21 protein-coding genes, 2 tRNA genes and 1 pseudogene are annotated in these 19872 nt (G+C 67.4%); 11 read left to right on the forward strand and 13 right to left on the reverse strand.

The annotated features are described in order from the left end of the window. Positions 1–12: 12 nt before the first annotated feature. A complete protein-coding gene (locus W7S_RS01235; RefSeq protein ID WP_008263091.1) occupies positions 13–837 on the reverse strand; it encodes a crotonase/enoyl-CoA hydratase family protein in 825 nt (274 codons plus the stop codon). 23 nt (positions 838–860) lie between these two features. On the opposite strand from W7S_RS01235, the gene W7S_RS01240 reads away from it, so the two are divergent. Next, the gene (locus W7S_RS01240; RefSeq protein ID WP_008263092.1) at positions 861–1445 is read left to right on the forward strand and encodes a TIGR03086 family metal-binding protein; all 585 of its coding nucleotides are present in this window, start codon (positions 861–863) and stop codon (positions 1443–1445) included. A gap of 140 nt (positions 1446–1585) precedes the next feature. Here W7S_RS01240 and W7S_RS01245 read toward each other — a convergent pair whose 3' ends face one another. Next, the gene (locus tag W7S_RS01245; protein ID WP_008263093.1) at positions 1586–2047 is read right to left on the reverse strand and encodes a DUF4334 domain-containing protein; all 462 of its coding nucleotides are present in this window, start codon (positions 2045–2047) and stop codon (positions 1586–1588) included. An 8-nt stretch (positions 2048–2055) separates the two neighbouring features. Continuing rightward, the gene (locus tag W7S_RS01250; RefSeq protein ID WP_008263094.1) at positions 2056–3123 is read right to left on the reverse strand and encodes a pyridoxal phosphate-dependent aminotransferase; all 1068 of its coding nucleotides are present in this window, start codon (positions 3121–3123) and stop codon (positions 2056–2058) included. 85 nt (positions 3124–3208) lie between these two features. Between W7S_RS01250 and W7S_RS01255 the strand changes: the two genes are divergently transcribed. The 3 genes from W7S_RS01255 (at position 3209) to W7S_RS01265 (ending at position 4712) form a co-directional block, all read left to right on the forward strand. After that, a tRNA-Ser gene (locus W7S_RS01255) sits at positions 3209–3297 on the forward strand. A 41-nt stretch (positions 3298–3338) separates the two neighbouring features. After that, a tRNA-Arg gene (locus W7S_RS01260) sits at positions 3339–3411 on the forward strand. A 113-nt stretch (positions 3412–3524) separates the two neighbouring features. Continuing rightward, complete coding sequence (locus tag W7S_RS01265; protein WP_041297652.1) at positions 3525–4712, forward strand: IS481 family transposase; 1188 nt, start codon at positions 3525–3527, stop codon at positions 4710–4712. 363 nt (positions 4713–5075) lie between these two features. Here W7S_RS01265 and W7S_RS01270 read toward each other — a convergent pair whose 3' ends face one another. Genes W7S_RS01270 through W7S_RS01280 form a run of 3 tightly spaced genes read right to left on the reverse strand, consistent with a single transcriptional unit; the run spans position 5076 to position 6983 of the window. After that, the gene (locus tag W7S_RS01270) at positions 5076–5567 is read right to left on the reverse strand and encodes a hypothetical protein (protein ID WP_014710814.1); all 492 of its coding nucleotides are present in this window, start codon (positions 5565–5567) and stop codon (positions 5076–5078) included. Between the two features lie 18 nt (positions 5568–5585). Next, positions 5586–6584 (reverse strand): phosphotransferase family protein, encoded by a 999-nt coding sequence (locus tag W7S_RS01275; protein WP_008263099.1) that lies wholly within the window; start codon positions 6582–6584, stop codon positions 5586–5588. Positions 6585–6623: 39 nt separating this feature from the next. Then, complete coding sequence (locus W7S_RS01280; protein WP_008263101.1) at positions 6624–6983, reverse strand: nuclear transport factor 2 family protein; 360 nt, start codon at positions 6981–6983, stop codon at positions 6624–6626. A 125-nt stretch (positions 6984–7108) separates the two neighbouring features. Here W7S_RS01280 and W7S_RS01285 point away from each other — a divergent pair, with 125 nt between their 5' ends. The 5 genes from W7S_RS01285 (at position 7109) to W7S_RS01300 (ending at position 11099) form a co-directional block, all read left to right on the forward strand. Beyond that, complete coding sequence (locus W7S_RS01285) at positions 7109–8053, forward strand: class I SAM-dependent methyltransferase (RefSeq protein WP_008263102.1); 945 nt, start codon at positions 7109–7111, stop codon at positions 8051–8053. A gap of 278 nt (positions 8054–8331) precedes the next feature. Beyond that, positions 8332–8571: a hypothetical protein gene (locus W7S_RS01290; RefSeq protein WP_008263104.1), complete on the forward strand. Its 240-nt coding sequence runs from the start codon at positions 8332–8334 to the stop codon at positions 8569–8571. Positions 8572–8593: 22 nt separating this feature from the next. After that, positions 8594–8749 (forward strand): DUF6131 family protein, encoded by a 156-nt coding sequence (locus W7S_RS26645; protein ID WP_008263106.1) that lies wholly within the window; start codon positions 8594–8596, stop codon positions 8747–8749. Positions 8750–8902: 153 nt separating this feature from the next. Continuing rightward, on the forward strand, positions 8903–9607 hold the full coding sequence (tcrX, locus tag W7S_RS01295) for a two-component system response regulator TcrX (protein WP_008263107.1): 705 nt from the start codon (positions 8903–8905) through the stop codon (positions 9605–9607). Beyond that, positions 9585–11099: a cell wall metabolism sensor histidine kinase WalK gene (locus tag W7S_RS01300; protein WP_014383651.1), complete on the forward strand. Its 1515-nt coding sequence runs from the start codon at positions 9585–9587 to the stop codon at positions 11097–11099. The genes tcrX and W7S_RS01300 overlap by 23 nt, the downstream gene beginning before the upstream one ends. On the opposite strand, the gene W7S_RS01305 is transcribed toward W7S_RS01300, so the two are convergent. Further along, on the reverse strand, positions 11100–11591 hold the full coding sequence (locus W7S_RS01305) for a lipoprotein LpqH (RefSeq protein WP_008263112.1): 492 nt from the start codon (positions 11589–11591) through the stop codon (positions 11100–11102). Between the two features lie 169 nt (positions 11592–11760). On the opposite strand from W7S_RS01305, the pseudogene W7S_RS01310 reads away from it, so the two are divergent. Then, positions 11761–13636, forward strand: a pseudogene (locus W7S_RS01310) (alkyl/aryl-sulfatase). Between the two features lie 7 nt (positions 13637–13643). On the opposite strand, the gene W7S_RS01315 reads toward W7S_RS01310, so the two are convergent. From W7S_RS01315 to W7S_RS01340, 6 genes are all read right to left on the reverse strand, one after another. Continuing rightward, entirely contained in the window at positions 13644–14612 is a 969-nt protein-coding gene (locus tag W7S_RS01315; protein ID WP_008263114.1) for an NADPH:quinone oxidoreductase family protein, read from the reverse strand. Continuing rightward, the gene (locus tag W7S_RS01320) at positions 14612–15235 is read right to left on the reverse strand and encodes a TetR/AcrR family transcriptional regulator (protein WP_008263115.1); all 624 of its coding nucleotides are present in this window, start codon (positions 15233–15235) and stop codon (positions 14612–14614) included. Before W7S_RS01320 ends, W7S_RS01315 begins: the two co-directional genes overlap by 1 nt. Continuing rightward, positions 15216–16499, reverse strand: a complete 1284-nt coding sequence (locus W7S_RS01325; protein WP_008263117.1) for an acyl-CoA dehydrogenase family protein — start codon at positions 16497–16499, stop codon at positions 15216–15218. The genes W7S_RS01320 and W7S_RS01325 overlap by 20 nt, the downstream gene beginning before the upstream one ends. Before the next feature lie 71 nt (positions 16500–16570). Further along, positions 16571–17335, reverse strand: coding sequence for an SDR family NAD(P)-dependent oxidoreductase (locus W7S_RS01330; protein ID WP_008263119.1), 765 nt, complete (start codon positions 17333–17335; stop codon positions 16571–16573). Between the two features lie 11 nt (positions 17336–17346). Continuing rightward, positions 17347–18399: a phosphotransferase family protein gene (locus W7S_RS01335; protein ID WP_008263121.1), complete on the reverse strand. Its 1053-nt coding sequence runs from the start codon at positions 18397–18399 to the stop codon at positions 17347–17349. A gap of 57 nt (positions 18400–18456) precedes the next feature. Beyond that, positions 18457–19119, reverse strand: coding sequence for a class I SAM-dependent methyltransferase (locus tag W7S_RS01340; protein WP_008263123.1), 663 nt, complete (start codon positions 19117–19119; stop codon positions 18457–18459). Positions 19120–19196: 77 nt separating this feature from the next. Between W7S_RS01340 and W7S_RS01345 the strand changes: the two genes are divergently transcribed. Further along, a complete protein-coding gene (locus tag W7S_RS01345; protein WP_008263125.1) occupies positions 19197–19835 on the forward strand; it encodes a histidine phosphatase family protein in 639 nt (212 codons plus the stop codon). Positions 19836–19872 lie beyond the last annotated feature (37 nt).

Here is a 19872-nt window from a genome sequence, read left to right on the forward strand (position 1 = left end):
CGTGCCGCCGGACTACTCCCCGGTGAACTGCGGTGGGCGCTTCTCGAAGGTCGCCGTGATGCCCTCGGTCAGGTCCTTGGACGGCAGGAACGCCGCGTTCCAGGCAGCCACGTACCGCAGGCTTTCGGAGACCGCCGCGATGCGCTGCTGGTCGAGGACGTCCTTGACGCCGTGGACGGTCAGCGGGGGATTGGCGGCGATCTCCGTGGCGGTGGCGTGGGCCGCGGCCAGCGTGGCCTCGGCGTCGGCGTACACGTCGTTGACCAGCCCGATCTTCTCGGCGCGGGCCGCGTCGATGTCCTTGCCGGTGAGCGCCAGCTCACGCAGGTGCCCGTCGTTGAGGATCAGCGGGAGGCGGGCCAGGCTGCCGACGTCGGCGACGATGGCGAGTTTGACCTCGCGCACCGAGAACTTGGCGTCGGCGCTGGCGTAGCGGATGTCCACCGCCGAGATCAGGTCGACGCCGCCGCCGATGCACCAGCCGTGCACCGCGGCGATGGTGGGGGTGCGGCAGTCGGCGACCGCGTTGATCGCGCCCTGCATGCGCAGCACCGTTCGGTGAAATTCGGCCCGCGGCCGCGCCGAGGCGCCCTCACCCAGCACCCCCGACAGCGTCCCGCCCATCGCGGCGAGGTCCAGGCCGTAGCTGAAGTTGCGGCCCGAACCGGTGAGCACGATGGCCCGCACCTCGGGGTCGGCGTCCAACTCCGGAAACAGCTCGGGCAGCTCGGACCAGAAGGCGGGCCCCATCGCATTGCCCTTGCCGGGCCCGATCAGCGTCACCTGCGCGACGTGGTCTTTCTTCTCCACGGTGACGGATTCGTATGCTTGCGCCATATCGAGACCGTAGCGTGGCGAATATGGCTCCTGACTTGCGACCCGGCCCGCATTCACCGCCGACCGACGAGCTGCACAGCGCCGAGGACACCCTGGGGGTGCTGCAGCGGGTCCTGCACACCATCGCCGCCGACGACCTGTCGCGGCCGACGCCCTGCGCGGATTTCGACGTCGCGCAGCTGACCGGGCACCTGCTGAATTCGATCAAAGCCCTCGGGGGCATGGTGGGCGCCGACGTTCCCGAACCCGCCGAAGGCGATTCGGTGGAGCGCCAGGTGGTGGCCGCGGCGCGGCCGGCGCTGGACGCCTGGCACCGGCACGGGCTGGGCGGGACGGTGCCGTTCGGCAAGGGCGAGATGCCCGCCAAGAGCGCGTGCGCCGTCCTGTCGATCGAATTCCTGGTGCACGCCTGGGATTACGCGGCCGCGACGAACCGCGAGGTCGACGCCCCCGAGCCGCTGTCCGAATACGTGCTGGGCCTGGCTCGCCACATCATCAGGCCGGAGCTACGCGGCGGCGCCGGATTCGACGACCCGGTCGCCGTGCCCGCGGACGCCGGCGCCCTCGAGCAGTTGGTCGCGTTCACCGGCCGCAACCCGGCGCGATAGTCCGCCCTTCGGCTCTCGCCCGTCGAGTGTGAAGCCTGGGCTTTGGGTGTGAAGCCGCGTCGGGTCCGCGCGGCGTGTCGTCGGCGTGGACGCACAATCAAAGCCGCCAGTTCACACTGGACGGCTCGCAGGTCGAGACGCTAGACGCGCTCGAGGTAGAAGTAGTAGTACTTGCCGTTGTCCCGAACGCCCTTGCCGTTCATGATCCCCATCACGGCGTTGTCGTCGATCTTCTTGAAGTGATCGTGCACGGGCTGGCCGTCGTAGACCATGGTGGCGGTGACCTCCCCGCGGAAGTCCTCCAGCCACAGGCTGGCCTCGCCCTTGCCCATTTCCACGTTCGAGAACTTGTTGCCGTCGGCGTCCAGGCAGACGAGCGGCTGCACGTCGCTGACGGATTTGAAGGTCTTGCCGTACCACCCGGCTTTTTCCAGTTGGCCGTTCATCTTGTGGCCGGTCTGGAACTCGCCGCCCTTCCACTCGCCGAGCATCCCGTCGAGGGTCGCGGGCGAAAGCTCGGCCCAGAATTCGTCGAGCTCGGAATCCGCGATGTCGCCGCTGCGCTCTTTGAATTCGGTGAACTTCTTTCGGGCGAGGTCCACGGCTCTCCTCAGGATTCGGTGCGGGCTATCCAATCGCGGGCGAAACGCAGCAGAGCGTCATTTTCGTCCGGAGCACCAATGGTGACACGAACGCCTTCGTCCGCGAACGGCCGCACCACCAGGTGCGCTTCGGCGGCCTGCTCGGTGAAGTCCATGGTGCGCGACCCCAGTGGTAGCCAGACGAAGTTCGACTGCGACGGCGGCAGCTCGAACCCGGCGTCGCGCAGGGCGTCACTCACGCGGGTGCGCTCGCCGACCAGTGCGTCGGTGCGGGCCATCAACTCGGCCGAGGCGTCCAGCGACGCGATGGCGGCCGCCTGCGCGACGTTCGTCACCGCAAACGGCATGACGACCTTGTCCAGGGCGGTGATCAGGTCGGGGTGGGCGACCGCATAGCCGACCCGCAGGCCCGCCAACCCGTACGCCTTCGAAAAGGTCCGCAGCACAACGACATTGCTGCGGGTGAGGGCCAGCTCGAGGCTGTTGGGCAGCATGCCGTCGCGGACGTACTCGACATAGGCCTCGTCGAGGGCGACGAGGATGTGCGACGGAATGGCGTCCACGAATCGGGCCAGCGCGTCCGGGTCGACGACCGTGGACGTCGGGTTGTTGGGGTTGCAGACGAAGATCAGCCGGGTGCGGTCGGTGATCGCCGCGAGCATCGCGTCGAGGTCATGCGTGTGATCGGTCAGCGGCACCCGCACGGTCGTCGCGCCGGACACCTGAATGATGGGCAGGTAGCACTCGAAGCTGCGCCAGCCGATCATCACCTCGTCGCCGGCCGCGGCGGTGATCTGAACGAGCTGCTGGCACAAGGTGACCGAACCGCTGCCGACCGCGATGTGCTCGGGGGCGACGTCGGAACCCAGGTGCATGGCCAGCGCCGCCTTGAGGTCCACGCTGGCGTTGTCCGGGTAGCGGTTGACGACGGCGATGGCCCGCTCGATCGCCGCGTGCACGCTGGGTAGCGGGCCGTAAACGGTCTCGTTGCTGGCCAGCTTGATCGAGCCCGGCACGTTCTTGCCGGGCACATACACTGGCAGTCCGGCCAGTTCGGAGCGTAGACGGGCGGTCACTTCGACAGTTTATGTCTCAACTGTGTACAGTATGGCCGGTTCCGCGAGACCGGAAAGGGGTCGGTACCCTCAGAAAGTCCAAAAGGGAGGCGTGCCAGAGCGGCCGAATGGGGCTCACTGCTAATGAGTTGTCCCCCTCAAAGGGGACCGGAGGTTCAAATCCTCTCGCCTCCGCTGGGTCCTGAACGGAACACGGAACGACAACTGAAGAACAGGCGCCCGTAGCTCAACGGATAGAGCATCTGACTACGGATCAGAAGGTTAGGGGTTCGAATCCCTTCGGGCGCGCTCAGCCATTGTATGACGTCGGGTGATGCGTGACATTTTGCCTTCGGTTGATGCGTGTCAGTGTTTCGGCTGATGCGTGACAGTTGTTTCGGTTGATCGGTGACACTCCCTAGATGAGGGAGTTAAGTGTGGCTGAGCAGCGGTATCAGGCCGTGATGGCGGTGATCGGCGACGGGTTGTCGGTGTCACAGGCCGCAGAGAAGACCGGGGTGGCGCGTCAGACGCTGCACCGATGGCTGGCCCGTTATGAAGCCGCGGGCTTGGAAGGACTGGTGGATCGGTCGCATCGGCCGGTGTCGTGTCCGCATCAGATGCCCGGGCAGGTGGAGGCCGAGATGCTCGAGCTGCGCCGCTCGCGACCGTATTGGGGGCCGCGGCGGTTGGTGTTTGAGTTGGGCAAGCGCGGCGTGGTGCCGTTGCCCTCGGAGTCGGCGGCTTATCGGGCGTTGGTGCGAGCCGGGATGATTGACCCGAGTGTGCGGGATCGGCGCTCGCGCAAGTGGAAGCGCTGGGAACGCGGCGCCCCGATGGAGCTGTGGCAGATGGACATCGTGGGCGGGTTCCCGCTTGCCGATGGCACCAGCGCCAAAGCGCTAACCGGTATCGACGATCACTCGCGAATGTGTGTTTGCGCCCGATTAATGGCTCGTGAGCGCACCCGCGCGGTCTGCGACGGATTACAGGCGGCGCTGGCGGCTTACGGCGTGCCTGAGCAGATCTTGACCGATAACGGCAAGGTGTTCACCGGGCGGTTCAATCACCCGGTGGTCGAAGTGCTCTTTGATCGGATCTGCCGCGAAAACGGGATCGAGCATTTGTTGACCCAGCCGCGCAGCCCGACCACGACCGGCAAGATCGAGCGGTTTCACCGCAGTATGCGTGCTGAATTCCTCAGTAACAGGCTCGCTTTCGCGAATTTGAAGGTGGCCCAGCAGGCTCTTGATGAATGGGTGGACTACTACAACACCGCCCGGCCGCATCAATCGCTGGACATGGCCACACCGGTACAACGGTTCACCCCGGCCCCACCGGCGCCGGCATCAGCGGCGCCGCCGCCGCCAGGCGCCGATCGCGTAGGTGAGGATTGGGTTAGCCGCCGGGTGTGCGCCAACGGCATCGTGTGCGTGTCCTGGCAGCAAGTCAGCGTGGGACGCCACTATGCCGGCGCCCGCTGCGATGTCCACATTGACGGGGACCTGCTGCGGTTTTGGATTGGCCAGGATCTGGTCAAAACCGCCGCGCGTACCAGCCACGGCGAGGTACGAAACAAACGGGCCCTGCGTACCAGCGCACCGGCCTAAACCACAACACAGAGTGTCACCGATCAACCGACATAGAAATGTCACCGATCAACCGACTCTGAACAGGCGCGCTCAGCCATTTTCGTGCGTCAAACGTGTCACAGGCAGCGCGGTCTGCGCGTAATATCATCGGCCTCGGGCCTCAGTTCAGTTCCGTGCGAACATCGGAGTTGAGTCATGTCCCGTGTCACCAAAATCCTCGCCGCCCTGGTAATCGCCTCCAGCGCCCTGCTGACGTCTGCATGCGGTTGCAGTACAAGCGCAGCAGGTGTCACCACTTGCACCTTGTTGTAAGCGGCCGAATCATGTTGTGCCCTCGGGTTTGACGGAACCCGGGCACACCCGCGCCGCCGGCGCCGACCGCTAGCGTCCGCCGAACGGTCCGCCGAATGGCCCCCGACGGGGCGGCTCGGTCACCGTTTGGGTGACGGTGCTGGTCTCGGTGCTCGGCGTCACGGTGACCGTGCTGGGCGAGACGGTCGTCGTGGGAGTGTCGGTGCTCGGTGGCGGGACGGTCTCGGTGACCGTCTCGGTCGGGCCGCCACCGCCGCCGCCGTGGTGCCGGGGTGGCTCCGTCGTCGTGGTGGTCACCGGCGCGGTGGTGGACCGCGCCGGCGTCGTCGTGGTTGCCGGGGCAGGCGCCGGCGAATTGCTCGCAAGCTTGACCGCCGCGAAGACGACCGCGCCGAGCAGGAGCGCCCCTATGGCGCCTGCTGCGACCAGCGCCGCCGGGCGGCGGTACCAGGGCGTCGGGGGCTCGGGCGGCTCCGGCGCGGCGTCGTAATAGCCGCCGCCGTACCGCGCGGCCGCGGTGGGCTCGGAGTAGTAATCCGGTTCCTCGGGATAGGGCGGCACGAGACGAATGCTAGTAGGTCAGCCCTCGTTGTCGATGAGGCGCAGCGCCCGCTCGAACAGATGCACGGTGGCGGCGTGCAATTGGTCGCCTACCTCCCTCTCCGCCTTTCCCGCGCAGGCCCGGGCCAGCGTCCCCTCGATCACGATCCCCAGCTTGAAGCAGGCCAGCACGGTGTACCAGGTGATGTGTGACAGGTCGCGGGTGGTGTTGGCGGCGTAGCGCTGGAAAAGCTCGTCGGTACTGGCCAATCCGTCCTGGCCGCCCAGGGCGTGGCTGAACACGCTGGAGCCGTCGGGCTGGCGCCAGGTGGCCAGCAGCCAGCCCAGGTCCAGCAGCGGATCGCCGATCGTGCACATCTCCCAGTCGACGATCGCGACCACCTCCGGCCCGGTGCGGGAGAACATCACGTTGGCCGCGTGGTAGTCGCCGTGCATGATGCCCGGCGTCCAGTGCGCCGGCCGGTGCCGGTCCAACCAGGTCGACACCTCCTCGATGCCGGGGATCTGCGGCCCGGGATAACCCTCGTAGTCGTTGTAGGACTCGAGCTCGGAAAGCCAGCGCGGCACCTGGCGCTCCAAAAAGCCCTCCGGCTTACCGAATTCGGCGAGGCCGACGGCGACATGGTCGACGGCACCGAGCTTGGCCAACGCGTCGGCCATCGACAGCCCCATGCCGTGTCGCACCTTCGCGTCGCCCGCGTGCAAAGGCGGCAGACCCTCGCCGGCGTTGAATCCGTCGACGGGATCCATCAGGTAGAAGACCGCGTCGCCCAGCACGGCGGGGTCCTCGCAGACGGCGATCAGGTGCGGATGCGGCACATCGGAACCTGCCAGCGCCGCAAGGACTTTCGTTTCCCGCAGGATCACGCTGTTGCTGTGCGGACGCAGGTGCCGGGGCCCGCGCCGCAGCACGTAGGGCCGCCCGGCCCTGCTGAACCGCAGCATGACGTTCTGCGTTCCGCCGGTGACGTTGGAGACGCCTTCCAGCGGGCCCTCGCCGAGCCCCTGCCCGGACATCCATTCCGCTACGGCTTGAAGATTCACGGAGTCCACTGCTCAGCCCTTCGGGTGTGGCGAGTATCGGACGGTCTGCGCCGCGATCACGCCGTCGCGGAACACGAAGGTGTCAACGCCGTCGTCGACCCGGCTGGCCGCCGAATCGGCGGCCCATTCCAGGAACAGCACATCGCCGTCGAAGAGCTGGGTCTTCAAGTCCCAGTTGGCATCCGGGATATCGGCGAGCAGTTGCGCGAAGACCCGGCGGATGGCCTGCCTGCCGCGCGCGACGCCGGCGGGCGTGATCAGCACGGAGTCCTCGGCGTAATCGGTGAGCATTTCGTCAAGATCGCCCGCGGCCAGCGCGGCGCCGTGGTGGGCGAACACTTCCTGCGGCGTACGCGACGGGGTGGGCGTCATGGCACTCCCTTGCAACCTGTGGACCGTCTGGGAAAAAGACTAGGGCAGGGGCGACGGGAGGCGGCCGGTGGCGGCGGCTGGAAGAATAGTGTGCATAACTTACTTTCTGGGGAAGGGAACTGGCGATGCCGCGGACCGACAACGATTCCTGGGAAATCACCCAAAGCGTCGGCGCCACCGCGCTCGGCGTCGCCGCAGCTCGCGCCGCGGAGACCGAGAGTGAGAACCCCCTGATCAACGACCCGTTCGCGCGGGTGTTCGTCGACGCCGCGGGCGAGGGGATGTGGAGCATCTATGCCAACCCCGCGTTGCTGGCCAAGGCGGCCGACACCGAGCCCGATCTGCGGGCGCGGCTGCAGCTGATGGTCGACTTCATGGCCACCCGGACGGCATTCTTCGACGAGTTCTTCCTGGGCGCGGCCGACGCCGGCGTGCGCCAGGTGGTGATCCTGGCGGCCGGACTGGACGCGCGCAGCTGGCGGCTGCCGTGGCCCGACGGCACGGTCGTGTACGAGCTCGACCAGCCCAAGGTGCTGGAATTCAAATCCAACACGCTGCGCGAACACGGCGCGGAGCCGACCGCGCAGCTGGTCAACGTGCCGATCGACCTGCGCCAGGATTGGCCGAAAGCGTTGCGGGAAGCGGGGTTTGATGCTTCGCGACCTGCGGTGTGGTCGGCCGAAGGGCTCGTTCGGTATCTACCGGCGCAGGCCCAGGACTTGCTGTTCGAGCGGATCGATTCGCTGAGCGCCGAGGGCAGCTGGCTGGCGTCCAACGTGCCCGAATCGGGTTTCACCGACCCCGACCGTGTGCAACGCCAGCGCGAGGACATGCGGCGCATGCGGGCGGCGGCAGCCCAGCTGGTCAATGCCGAGATCACGGACTTCGACGACCTGTGGTACCCGGAGGAGCGCACGCCCGTCGACGGCTGGCTGCGCGGCCGCGGCTGGGACGTCACGACCGCGACGTTCGCCGAGTTGATGGCCCGGTATGACCGCCGGATCCCGCAGGGCGCGGAGGATTCGATGCCGCCCACCCTCTATGTGTCCGCGCAGCGGCGGCGGGGCTGACCGGACGCCGAGATCGAAAGTGCCGCTGCTAATTTAGCGGGTCAGGCACGCCATTTCGATAGGAACGCCTCGAATCGGGGTGGGTCCTCGAGTTAGCTGAGCTAATCCAGCGGGCACGCCCCTCCCGGCCGTGGGCGGCGCGGGCCGCCGGCCGCCGCGTCGACCGCCTCTGACGTGCCGGGATGTGCCGACAAGCGCTGCCGCATAACCCATTGCATGTTTAGGCATAAGTCGAATGGGTAACTTCAGCACCACGAGAAAACTTCTTCTCGCTCACAATGGAGGTCACGATGCGTGGCAGCGGGATCATCGGAACGGTTGCTTTGGTGTGGTTGCTGATCGGAGCCTTCGCGGCGTGGCAACGGGATTACTTCAAAAACGACCAGACGACATGCGCCTCCGCGGGCACGGTTGCGGTGACCGTGATCGCCGGACCCCTGAATTACTTCGGGGTCAACCCGAAAGTCACGGATTGCCATCTGCCGCAACCAAGTTCAATGCAATCGGTCAACCTCTAACCCTCACCCGAAGGAAGTCGAAATGGTTATCTTAGGAATTGTCCTGCTTGTTCTCGGGTATTTCTTCCACGTACCCGTGCTGACCACGCTGGGAATCGTGCTGCTGGTGATCGGCGCGATCCTCTGGATTCTGGGCTCGATCGGGCGTCCGGTCGCCGGCCGGCGCTACTGGTATTAACCGCTACGGCCGAACACCACGATCGCGCGGCTGCTCCGGCAGTCGCGCGTTTCGTTTCACAGGGCGCGCATAGGTTCGTCATAGTCTCGGCTCAGCCGGTGACGGATACTGGAGCTTGTGACGCAGCCCCGGGCCTCTGTAGAGCGGGTTGTCATGTGCCGTGCGGACGGCAACCCCATCAACGTGCTGGTCGTGGACGACGAACCCGTCCTGGCCGAAATGGTGTCGATGGCGCTGCGGTACGAGGGCTGGAACATCTCCACCGCCGGGGACGGGGAATCGGCGATCGCGGCCGCCCGCAACCAGCGTCCGGACGTCGTCGTCCTCGACGTGATGCTGCCCGACATGAGCGGCCTCGACGTCCTGCACAAACTGCGCGGGGAGATCCCGCAGCTGCCGGTGCTGCTGTTGACGGCCAAGGATGCGGTGGAGGATCGCATCGCCGGCCTGACCGCCGGCGGCGACGACTACGTCACCAAGCCGTTCAGCATCGAAGAGGTCGTGCTGCGGTTGCGGGCGCTGTTGCGCCGCACCGGGGTGACGACCGTGGACAGCGGCGCACAGCTGGTGGTCGGGGATTTGGTGCTCGACGAGGACAGCCACGAGGTCACCCGCGCCGGGGAGCCAATCTCGTTGACCTCGACCGAATTTGAGCTGTTGCGGTTCATGATGCGCAACTCCAAGCGGGTGCTGAGCAAGGCCCAGATCCTGGACAGGGTATGGAGTTACGACTTCGGCGGCCGCTCCAACATCGTCGAGCTCTACATTTCCTACCTGCGCAAGAAGATCGACAACGGTCGCGATCCGATGATCCACACACTGCGCGGCGCGGGTTATGTCCTCAAGCCGGCCCGCTGACCCGCGAAGGGTCTGGTCCCTTCGGCTGCGGCTGTTGGTCGGCCAGATCGTCGTCCTGGCGATCGTCTGCGTCGGCATCACCGCGGTGACCGAACTGGCGCTCAACCATCACCTGGTCAAGCAGCTCGACGGCCAACTCGCCGGGACCTCGTTCCGCTCGGCGCTGATGTACCCCGAGCCGAACCACCCGGGATGGCACCACCACCAGCACTCCTACTATCCGAGGCCGGGCCCCGGCCCGCGGTTCCTGGACGCCCCGGGTCAGCCGGCGGGCATGGTGGCGGCGGTGGTCAGCCACGGCAAGACGGTTGACGCCGGCTACCTGACCAGCAGCGGCACCAGGGATGACCTGACCCCGACCGCCCAGACCCAACTGGAACAGATCGCCGGCAACCGCGCCCCGGTCACGCTGAACCTGGACGGCCTCGGCCGCTACCGCGTCGTCGCGGCGCCGAGCCGAAACGGCAGCGACATCATCGTCACCGGCCTGTCGATGTCCAACATCGACGCCACCCTGATCCGGATGCTGGTCATCTTCGGGATCGTCACCGCGGTTGCGCTGGCGGCCGCGACGATCGCCGGGGTCGTGATCATCCGGCGGGCGCTGGCGCCGTTGCGCCGCGTCGCCCAAACCGCGGGCCAGGTCGCCGATCTGCCGCTGTCGCGCGGCGAGGTCGAATTGCCTGTGCGCGTACGCGAATCCGACGCGAACCCCTCCACCGAGGTGGGACAGCTCGGTGCCTCGCTCAACCGGATGCTCGACCACATCGCGGAAGCGCTGTCGGCGCGCCAGGCCAGCGAGACTCGCGTTCGCCAGTTCGTCGCCGACGCCAGCCATGAACTGCGCACGCCCCTGGCCGCGATCCGCGGTTATACCGAACTGACGCAACGGATGGGCGACGACCGCGAGGCGGTGGCGCAGGCGATGAGCCGAGTGGCGTCCGAGACCGAGCGGATGACGCGGCTCGTCGAGGACCTGCTGCTGCTGGCCCGGCTGGATTCCGGCCGGCCGCTGGAACGCGAATCGGTCGATCTGTCGCGGTTGGCGGTGGATGCGGTCAACGACGCGCACGTCGCGGGACCGGATCATCAGTGGGAACTCGACCTCCCCGAAGAACCGGTGGTCGTCACCGGCGACGCGGCGCGGCTCCACCAGGTCCTGACGAATCTGCTTGCCAACGCCCGCGTCCACACCGGCGCGGGCACCGTGGTGACGACGCGGTTGAGCACCGAGCCGTCGCACACCGTGCTACAGGTCATCGACAACGGGCCCGGCATTCCGGCGGCGCTGCAGTCGGAGGTCTTCGAACGGTTCGCCCGCGGTGATTCCTCGCGCTCGCGCAAGGGAGGCAGCACGGGGCTTGGACTGGCGATCGTCTCGGCCGTGGTGAGGGCGCACAACGGGACGATCGCGGTCGACAGCTCACCGGGCCGCACCGAGTTCACGGTGCGGTTGCCACCCAACGGATGGCAACCGCCCGCATCGGCCTAGCTAGCTGTTACAGGTCACATTGATTTCGAACGGCTTGTTCACCGGCTGCATGGGGTTGGCCATGTCCACCCCGGTGGCGGTGCCGCTGATCTTGTAGCTGTTGCCATCCTTGCTGGCGGTTGCATTGCCCTGCCCGGTGCCCGAGGTATAGCCCAGCGTCACGCCGTTGACATTGCCCAGCCCAACGGATTTCACCTGCGGGGGGTTGCCGTCGCTGAGCACGGCGGCGATGCCGGTCGCTGCGCCACCGATCGCGATGTTGATGGTGCCACCCGCATTTGTGCACACGACCGAACCGGACACGTTCTGGTCCTTGCCGTCGATCGTGACCTTCGTGCCGGCGGCGCCGCCGGTGCTAGCCGACGCGCTCGTACCCGAGCTACTGGCGGAACTGCTCGCGCTCGTTCCCGACTTGTTACCACCCGAACATCCGGAAATGCCCGCGGCGAGAATCGCCGCCCCGGCCACCGCGACCGTCAATTGACGCTTCACCTGTTCTCCTTTTTGCCCGATAGTTGCGGTCCTCGGCATTGAGGGCCGTCTGGGCAGTATGCGGGTTAACTGGACCGAGAATCCAGAACCCCGAGAAATTGTTGCTGTATTCATTATTCGTCGGTGAAATGCTTTCGGGGCCTGCAGCATCAATGGCAAGGTGGAGAAGGTGGATCACAAGCCTCCCACTCCCGTCATCGAGTCCGCCCACCGCGGACAGGTCCTGCCTTTCCAGGACGACGCCGATATCCGCGCCGCGGACCGCGGATTCATTGCGGCCTTGTCGCCGTGCGTGATTCGGGCGGCAGACGGCCGAATCGTCTGGGACAACGATGCCTACGCCTTCCTGGACGGACCCGCGCCGACGTCGGTGCATCCCAGCCTGTGGCGGCAGTCGACGCTGGCCGCCAAACAAGGCCTCTACGAAGTGGTGCCGGGCATCTACCAGGTCCGCGGGTTGGACATCTCCAACGTGACGTTCGTGGAAACCGACAACGGCATCATCGTCATCGACCCCCTGATTTCCACCGAGGTCGCCGCGGCGGCACTGGCGCTCTACCGCGAGCATCGCGGCGGCGACCGGCCCGTCGTCGCGGTGATCTACACCCACAGCCATGTCGATCACTTCGGCGGCGTCCTGGGCGTCACCTCGCAGGCCGACGTGGATGCGGGCACGGTGGCGGTGCTGGCGCCGGAAGGCTTCACCGAGCACGCGGTCTCCGAAAACGTCTACGCCGGACCGGCAATGACGCGGCGGGCAACCTACATGTACGGCACCCTGCTGCCGCGCGGGCCGATGGGTCAGGTCGGCTGCGGGCTCGGCCAGGCGCCGTCCACCGGCGAGGTCGCCGTCATCGTCCCCACCGTCGACATCGCAACTACCGGTGAAACACACACGATCGACGGCGTGGAGATCGAGTTCCAGATGGCGCCCGGCACCGAGGCGCCCGCCGAAATGCACTTCTATTTCCCGCGTTTCCGCGCGCTGTGCATGGCCGAGAACGCGACCCACAACCTGCACAACCTGCTGACCCTGCGCGGCGCGGTGGTGCGCGACCCGCACGCCTGGTCCGGTTATCTCACCGAGGCGATCGACGCCTTCGCCGGACCGCGCCGACGTCGTATTCGCCTCCCACCACTGGCCGACCTGGGGGCGCGACAGCATCGTCGAGTTCCTGTCCTTGCAGCGCGATCTGTATGCATATCTGCACGATCAGACGCTGAGGTTGCTGAACCAGGGTTACACCGGCGTCGAGATCGCCGAAATGTTCCAGATGCCACCGGCACTCGAGCGTGCCTGGCACACGCACGGCTACTACGGTTCGGTGAGCCACAACGTCAGGGCCGTCTATCAGCGCTACATGGGCTGGTTCGACGGCAACCCGGCCCGGCTGTGGCCCCACCCTCCCGAGGCGCTCGCGCCCCGGTATGTCGAGGCGATGGGCGGCATCGACCGGGTCGTCGACCTTGCGCAAAAGGCATTCGACTCCGGTGACTACCGTTGGGCCGCAACATTGTTGGATCATGCGGTCTTCACCGACAGCGCGCATGCCGGCGCCCGTGCGCTGTACTCGGACACGCTCGAGCAACTCGCCTACGGTGCCGAAAACGCGACCTGGCGCAATTTCTTCCTGAGCGGGGCGATGGAGCTGCGCGACGGCAACGTCGGCACGGCCACCACCACAACGTCGTCGTCCATGCTGACCCAGCTGACCCCGGAGCAGATCTTCGACAGCCTGTCCATCCGGGTCAACGGCCCGCGCAGCTGGGATCTCGACGTCGCCGTCGACGTCACCTTGGCCGACACGGCGGTCAACTATCGGCTCGCGCTGCGCAACGGGGTGCTCGTCCACCGCAAGGCGGCGCCCGACCCCGCGACGGCATCCGTTACGGTCAAGCTGCCCGGCAAGATTCGGCTCCTGAGCCTGGCGACGGGTGACTTCGCCTCAGCCGGTCTGGAGCTATCCGGTGACCGGGGCGCGCTGCAGGCCTTGGTGGATGTACTCGACGGGCCGGACCCGAGGTTCAACATCGTCACACCGTGACACGGCGTCACCCGACGTCGATCACCACCTTGCCCAGCACCTTGCGGTCGGCGACGTGCCGCAGCGCGGCGGCGGTCTCGGACAGCGGGAATCGCGCGCCGATGTATGGCCGGACCGTGCCGGCGGCGAACATCCGCGACAGCTCCTTGATGTCGCGGACGGCATTGTCGGGGTAATCGCTCATGAAGGTGCGGATCTCCATGCCCCGCACGCAGATGTCTTTGAGCAGAATGAGATTGAGCGGTATGGCCGGGATCGCGCCCGCCGCGTATCCCAGCGTGACGAAGGTGCCGCCACGCGCGAGCCCGCGCAGCGCCGGTTCCGAATACGATCCACCGACCGGGTCCAGGACGACCCGGGCGCTGTCGCCGGTGAGTTCACGGATCCGCGACTTCAGGTCCTCCCGGTCGTAGTCGACGGTCGCCTCGGCGCCGCGCTGCCGGCACAGCTCCAGCTTTTCCGGACTCGACGCCGCGGCCAGCACCCGCGCCTTCATCGCCACGGCCAGATCGACGGCGGCCAGGCCCACGCCGCCCGCGGCGCCGAGCACGACGACCCAATCTCCTTCCGCGACAGCGGCGGTCGAGCGCAGCGCGTGATAGGCGGTGCGGTAGGTCACCCCGAAGGCGGCGGCCGATGCGAAGTCGGCGTCGTCCGGCACGGGCTCGGCCTGGCTCGCATCGAGCAGCGCCAGCTCGGCGAACGCCCCGAAGGTGGTCCCGGACACGCGCTGTCCCGGACGGAACGGCGCGCCGTCGCCGGCGGCGATGACTTCGCCGGCGATCTCGTTGCCGGGGATGAACGGCGGGGGGATCTTCACCTGGTACTTGCCGGCGATGAACAGCACGTCGGGGAAGTTGACCGCGGCCGCGCGCACCCGCACCAGCAGCTGGCCCGGCCCGGGGGCGGGGTCGGGCACCTCGTCGATCACCAGGTCCTCGGGCGTGCCGTAGGAACGGCAGATCACCGCGCGCATCAATTGGCCCCCAGTCCACGCAAACAGAACCGCACCACATGTGCGATGTCGTCGGGCCCCGGCTCGTCGGCCGAGCCCACGTAGCGGCGCAGGGTCGCCGCCGTACAGCTGAACACCGCCTCGACGTCGCGTTCGACGTCGCTACTACCCAGCGCCGCAACGGGTTCGACGAGCAGCGCGCGAAGCGGCCGCATCATTTCCTGGTCGGCCGCGCGCCAACCCGTGCCGGCCGACATCTGTCCGGCCGCCGCTCGGGTCATGCTGATCAGATGCGGGTCGGCCACCTGCGCCAGCGTGCCCTCGATCCACCGCGCGACCTTGTTGCGGGGCTCGGACTCCTTGGACATCTGATGTTCGAGGTAGGACACGACGATGGCCACCCCGCGTTCCATGACGGCCAGGATGAGATCGTCCTTGCCGGCGAAATAGCGGTAGAACGCCTTGTTCGACGAACCCGCCTCGGCGACGATGTCGCTGACCCGGGGCGGCTCGGGCGCCACGCGTTCCATGACGCGCACCGCCGCCGCCAGGATGCGTTCCACCTCCTCGGTGGCTTCCCGCTGGCGGTCGTCCAGCGCCCGCTCGACGGCCGCGGCGACCCGGTTAGAGGTCAACGAGGTCACCGTATTTGGCGCGGGCGGCCGCCCGCCGCACGTCGAGCATCTCGCTGGGCCAGTCGCCTTCTTCGGCCTCGTACCCCTTGAGCAGCATCCGCGCCAGGTTGACCTTGTGCGCCTCGGTAGGGCCGTCCGCCAGGCCGAGCGCGATGCCGCCGAGCAACACGTTGACCAGGGGCAGCTGGTCGGTGAGCCCCAGCGCGCCGTGCACCTGGATGGCCCGCAGGGCAATCGATTTGAGCACCTGGGAGGCCAGGATCTTGCAGGCGGCGATCTCCGCTCGCGCGCCGCGCTCGTCGCCCTGGTCGATCAGCCAGGCGGCGTGCAACACCGTCAGCCGGAACGGGATCAACTCGGTGTAGGAATCGGCGATGAACTCCTGCACGAGTTGCTTGTCGGCCAGCAGACTGCCTTGCGTGAAGCGGCTTTTCGCCCGCCGCGACATGATCTCGACAGCACGCTGGGCCATCCCGATGGACCGCATCGCGTGATGCAGCCTCCCGCCGGCCAGCCGGGTCTGCAGGATCAGGAAGCCCTGACCGGGCTCGCCCAGCAGGGCGTCGGCGGGCACGCGCACGTCGTTGTAGTGCACCAGGGAATGCCCGGGCTCGTGCGGATCCGCGCCGACCAGGTGGTGGTTGGCTTCCAGGACCAGTCCCTCGGTGCCGGCCGGGATCAGGAACGTCGATGCGCCGGTGTGCACCGGCACGTCGGGATCGGTGATCGCGACGACGATGAAGAAGGAGGCGACGGAGGCGTTGGAGGAGAAGTACTTTCGGCCGGTGATGACCCAGTCGTCACCGTCTCGGACCGCGCGGGTGGTGAAGACCCGCGGGTCGGCGCCGCCTTGCGGCTCGGTCATCGAGAAGCAGGAGAAGATCTCACCCGACAGCAGCCCCGACAGGTAGCGGTCCTTCTGCTCCTGGGTTCCGAAGCGGGCGATGATTTCGGCGTTGCCGGTGTCGGGGGCCTGCGTTCCGAACACGATCGGGGCCCACGGGCTGCGGCCCAGGATCTCGTTGATCAGCGTCAGCTTGACCGCGCCGAAGCCCTGCCCGCCGAGCTCGGGCCCCAGATGCGGCGCCCACAGACCCTTGTCGCGGACCTGCTGCTTGAGCGGGTCGACGATCTTGCGCCGCTCGTCGTTCAGAGGCAGGAATTCGCAGCCGGGGAACAACACCTCCAGCGGCTCCACTTCCTCGCGCACGAACTCGCGGATCCACTCCAGCTTCTTTTCGAATTCCGGTTCGGTGGAAAAGTCCCAAGACATCGAATGCTCCTACTCGTTCGTTGGTGGCGACCCACTGCGCCCGGTCTCGCCGCGCTTGTGATCGCCACGTGTTAAGGAATGCCGCCGTCGGCGCGCAATATCGATCCGGTGGTGAAGCTCGAGGCGTCGGAGGCGAGAAACAGTGCGGCACCGACGATTTCGCGTGGATCGCCGGCGCGCTCCAACGCGAGATGCCTGAAGGGCTTCTCGGTCGCCTGGTCGAGATTCCACGCCTTGCTCACGTCGGTGAGAAACGGCCCGGCCATCAGCGTGTTGACTCGCACCGCCGGCCCGAAACCCTTCGCCAGCGCCTCGGTCATGGCGTTGAGCCCGGCCTTGGACGCGGCGTAGGGAATGATGTCCGGGGTCGGACGCAGCGATCCGGCCGTGCTCACGTTGATGATCGACCCCCGGCCCGCCGCCACCATGCGCTCACCGACCAACGCGGACAAGCGGAAGGGGCCCTTGAGATTCAGGTTGACCACGGCGTCGAACAGCTTCTCGGTCACGTCGGTGAGCTTGTCGTACAGCGGCGACATGCCCGCGTTGTTGATCAGCGTGTCGACCTTGCCGAAGCGCTCGTAGGTCGCGTCGACCAAGCCGTCGAGCTGGTCCCAGCGGCCCACGTGCACCTGATACGGCATCGCGGAACGGCCGGTCTCGGCCTCGATCTCCTTGGCCGTGGCGACGCAGTTGTCGATGTTGCGGCTGGCGATTACCACGTCCGCGCCGCAGCGGGCCGCGCCGAACGCCATCTCACGTCCCAGCCCGCGGCTGCCGCCTGTGATCAGGACGACCCGGCCGGTCAGATCGAAAAGCTGGTCGGCATAACCCATTTCAGCATCCCCTAGGTTGTCAGCGATCGGGCGAGGTCGGCCGCGGTGGCGATGAGCGAAAGGATCATCGGCCCGAACGCGTCGGTGATCTTGGGGTCGACCCCTCCTTTTTGGGGCTCGGTGCGCACGCCGGCCGCATACGTCTTCTCTAGCACGATGCCGAGCTTCCAGTTGGCCAGCACCAGGTAGTAGTCGATGTTCTCGGTCGACAACCCGCTGACGGTTTCGTAGCGCTCCAACAGCTCGCTGCGCGAGGGCATGCCGCGCATGTCGAGATAAAACCCGTCCTCGCGCGGGTTTTCACCGTCATAGCCCAGCAGGCACCACGCCAGGTCGAGCAGTGGGTCGCCGACCGTCGTCATCTCCCAGTCCACGATCGCCGCCAGGCGGGCCGGCGAACCGTGGGCGAACATCACGTTGGCGAACTGGTAGTCGCCGTGCATGATGCCCGCCCGGTAATGTGCCGGGCGGTTGCGGCGTAACCAGTCCGAGGCCTCGTCGAGGCCCGGCAGCTCGCGCACCTTGTAGGCGTCGAGGAACGCCAGCCAGCGATCGACCTGGCGCTCGTGGAATCCGTCGGGGCGGCCGAAGCCCTCGAGCCCTTGCGCGCGCCAGTCCACCCGCCCCAGCCTGGCGGCGCCCTCGACGAGTTGGAACGCCAGGCCGCGGCGGGCGGCGAGATCGGTGTCGAACGGCGGGGCCCAGCCGCCGTCCATCGGGCTCCACCCCTCGATCGCCTGCATGACGTAGAAGGGCATGCCGAGCACGGTGCCGGTGTCGTCGGCGGCGATCAGCGCCGCGTGCGGCACGTCGGTACCGGACAGCGCCCGCACCAGCCGGATCTCGCGCAGCAGGCCGTCGATGCGCGCGGCGTCGGCCCGGGCGCCGGGCATTCGCAGCACCATCCGGTGCCCGCCCCGCTCCACCAGACAGAGGGTGTTCTGCGAGCCGCCCTTCAGCTGGGTCAGCCGCGGCCGTTCGCCACCGCCGGGTGCGTCGTTCGCGTCCAGCCAGCGGGCGAGGACGTCCGCATCCAGCCCCGATTCAGTCACGCGCTCGGCCATCGCTGCACACCCCAATCTCCGTAGGGAGAATAGCATTCTCCACGGTGGCGGCAAGGCTTAGCCGGGCTTGTGAGCGCTCAGCAGGAAGCCGGGCGCCATAAAGTGGCCCTCGTCGTCGTGTTCGAGATGTGCCAGCGAGCCGTCCGAAGACTCGTCCTTGCCGTAGACCTTGGCCACGCGAATGTCATCGACCCGCCACAGCGTCGAGACGGCGTCGTGCAACTCGGTTTCGGTGAAGCCCGGCGGGCCCGGCCGGTCCGGGTGGGCCTGGTCCAACGCCCCCGCGGCGAAGGCCAGGATGTACAACGCCGCCCCGGGCGCCGCGGCCCGAAAGATCGACTGCACGTAATCCTGGCGCCGTTCCGGCGCCAGCGCGTGGAAAAGGCCGCTGTCCAGGATGGTGGAGAAGCGGCCGTCATAGCCACGAAAGGTGGTGACGTCGGCCTGCGCGAAGCTCGCGGTGTTCAGCCCCTGCTCGGCGGCCGCCGCGGCCGCCGCCTGGACCGCGGTCGCGCTCGCGTCGAGGCCGACGACGGTGTAGCCGCGCGCCGCGAGCGCCAGCGAAAGTGCGGCATGGCCGCAGCCGGAGTCCAGCACCTCGCTGCGGACGAGGCCCTGATCGATGAGGCGCGCCAGCTCCGGTTGGGGCCGGCCGATGCTCCACGGGGGCGGCGCCGCCTGCCGGTAGGCGGCGTCCCAATCCCGATCCGGTTGCGTCATAAAGAATCCTCCAGGGGATTGGCGGCACGCACGCGATGAGAAACTGGCGCTGCCACCTTCGAACGACAGGAAGAAATATGCAAGTGCTTCTGGTCCGGCACGCCCTGCCGCTGCGCAGCGAACACGGCCAAGGTTCCGATCCGGACCTGTCGGCGGAGGGGTTGGCCCAAATCGAGCGACTGCCCAAGGCGCTCGCGAGGTTTCCCATCTCGCGGGTGGTGAGCAGCCCGCAGCGCCGGGCCATCCAGACCGCCGAACCGGTCGCGGCGGATCGGGGGCTGACCGTCGAGATCGACGACCGCTTCGCCGAGTATGACCGCGACCTTCCCGTGTACATCCCCGTCGAGCAGATCCGCGCGGAGATGCCCGAGGAGTGGGCGCGCCTGGCCCAGGGGCATTTGCCCAGCGCGGTCGACGAGGATGCGTTTCGTGCCCGGGTGCGCGCAGCGGTCGACGGCCTCGTCGCGAGCGCCGAACCCGAAGACACCGTCGCGGTGTTCAGCCACGGCGGGGTGATCAACGTGCTGCTGCACGAGATCCTCGGGACGGCGCGACTGCTGTCCTTTCCCGTCGACTATGCGTCGGTCACGCGACTGTTGTTCTCCCGGTCCGGTCAGGCGACGGTCGCCGCGGTCAACACCACCGAGCACGTCTGGGATCTGTTGCCGCGAAACCAGCGGCTGCTCGACGATGACGCGAACCGCGGGACGGGCTGACCGGGACGCCGGCAAATCGCAGGTGGTGAACCGGGTC

Origin of the sequence: Mycobacterium sp. MOTT36Y (assembly GCF_000262165.1) — a bacterium.
Classification (GTDB): Bacteria; Actinomycetota; Actinomycetes; order Mycobacteriales; family Mycobacteriaceae; genus Mycobacterium; species Mycobacterium intracellulare.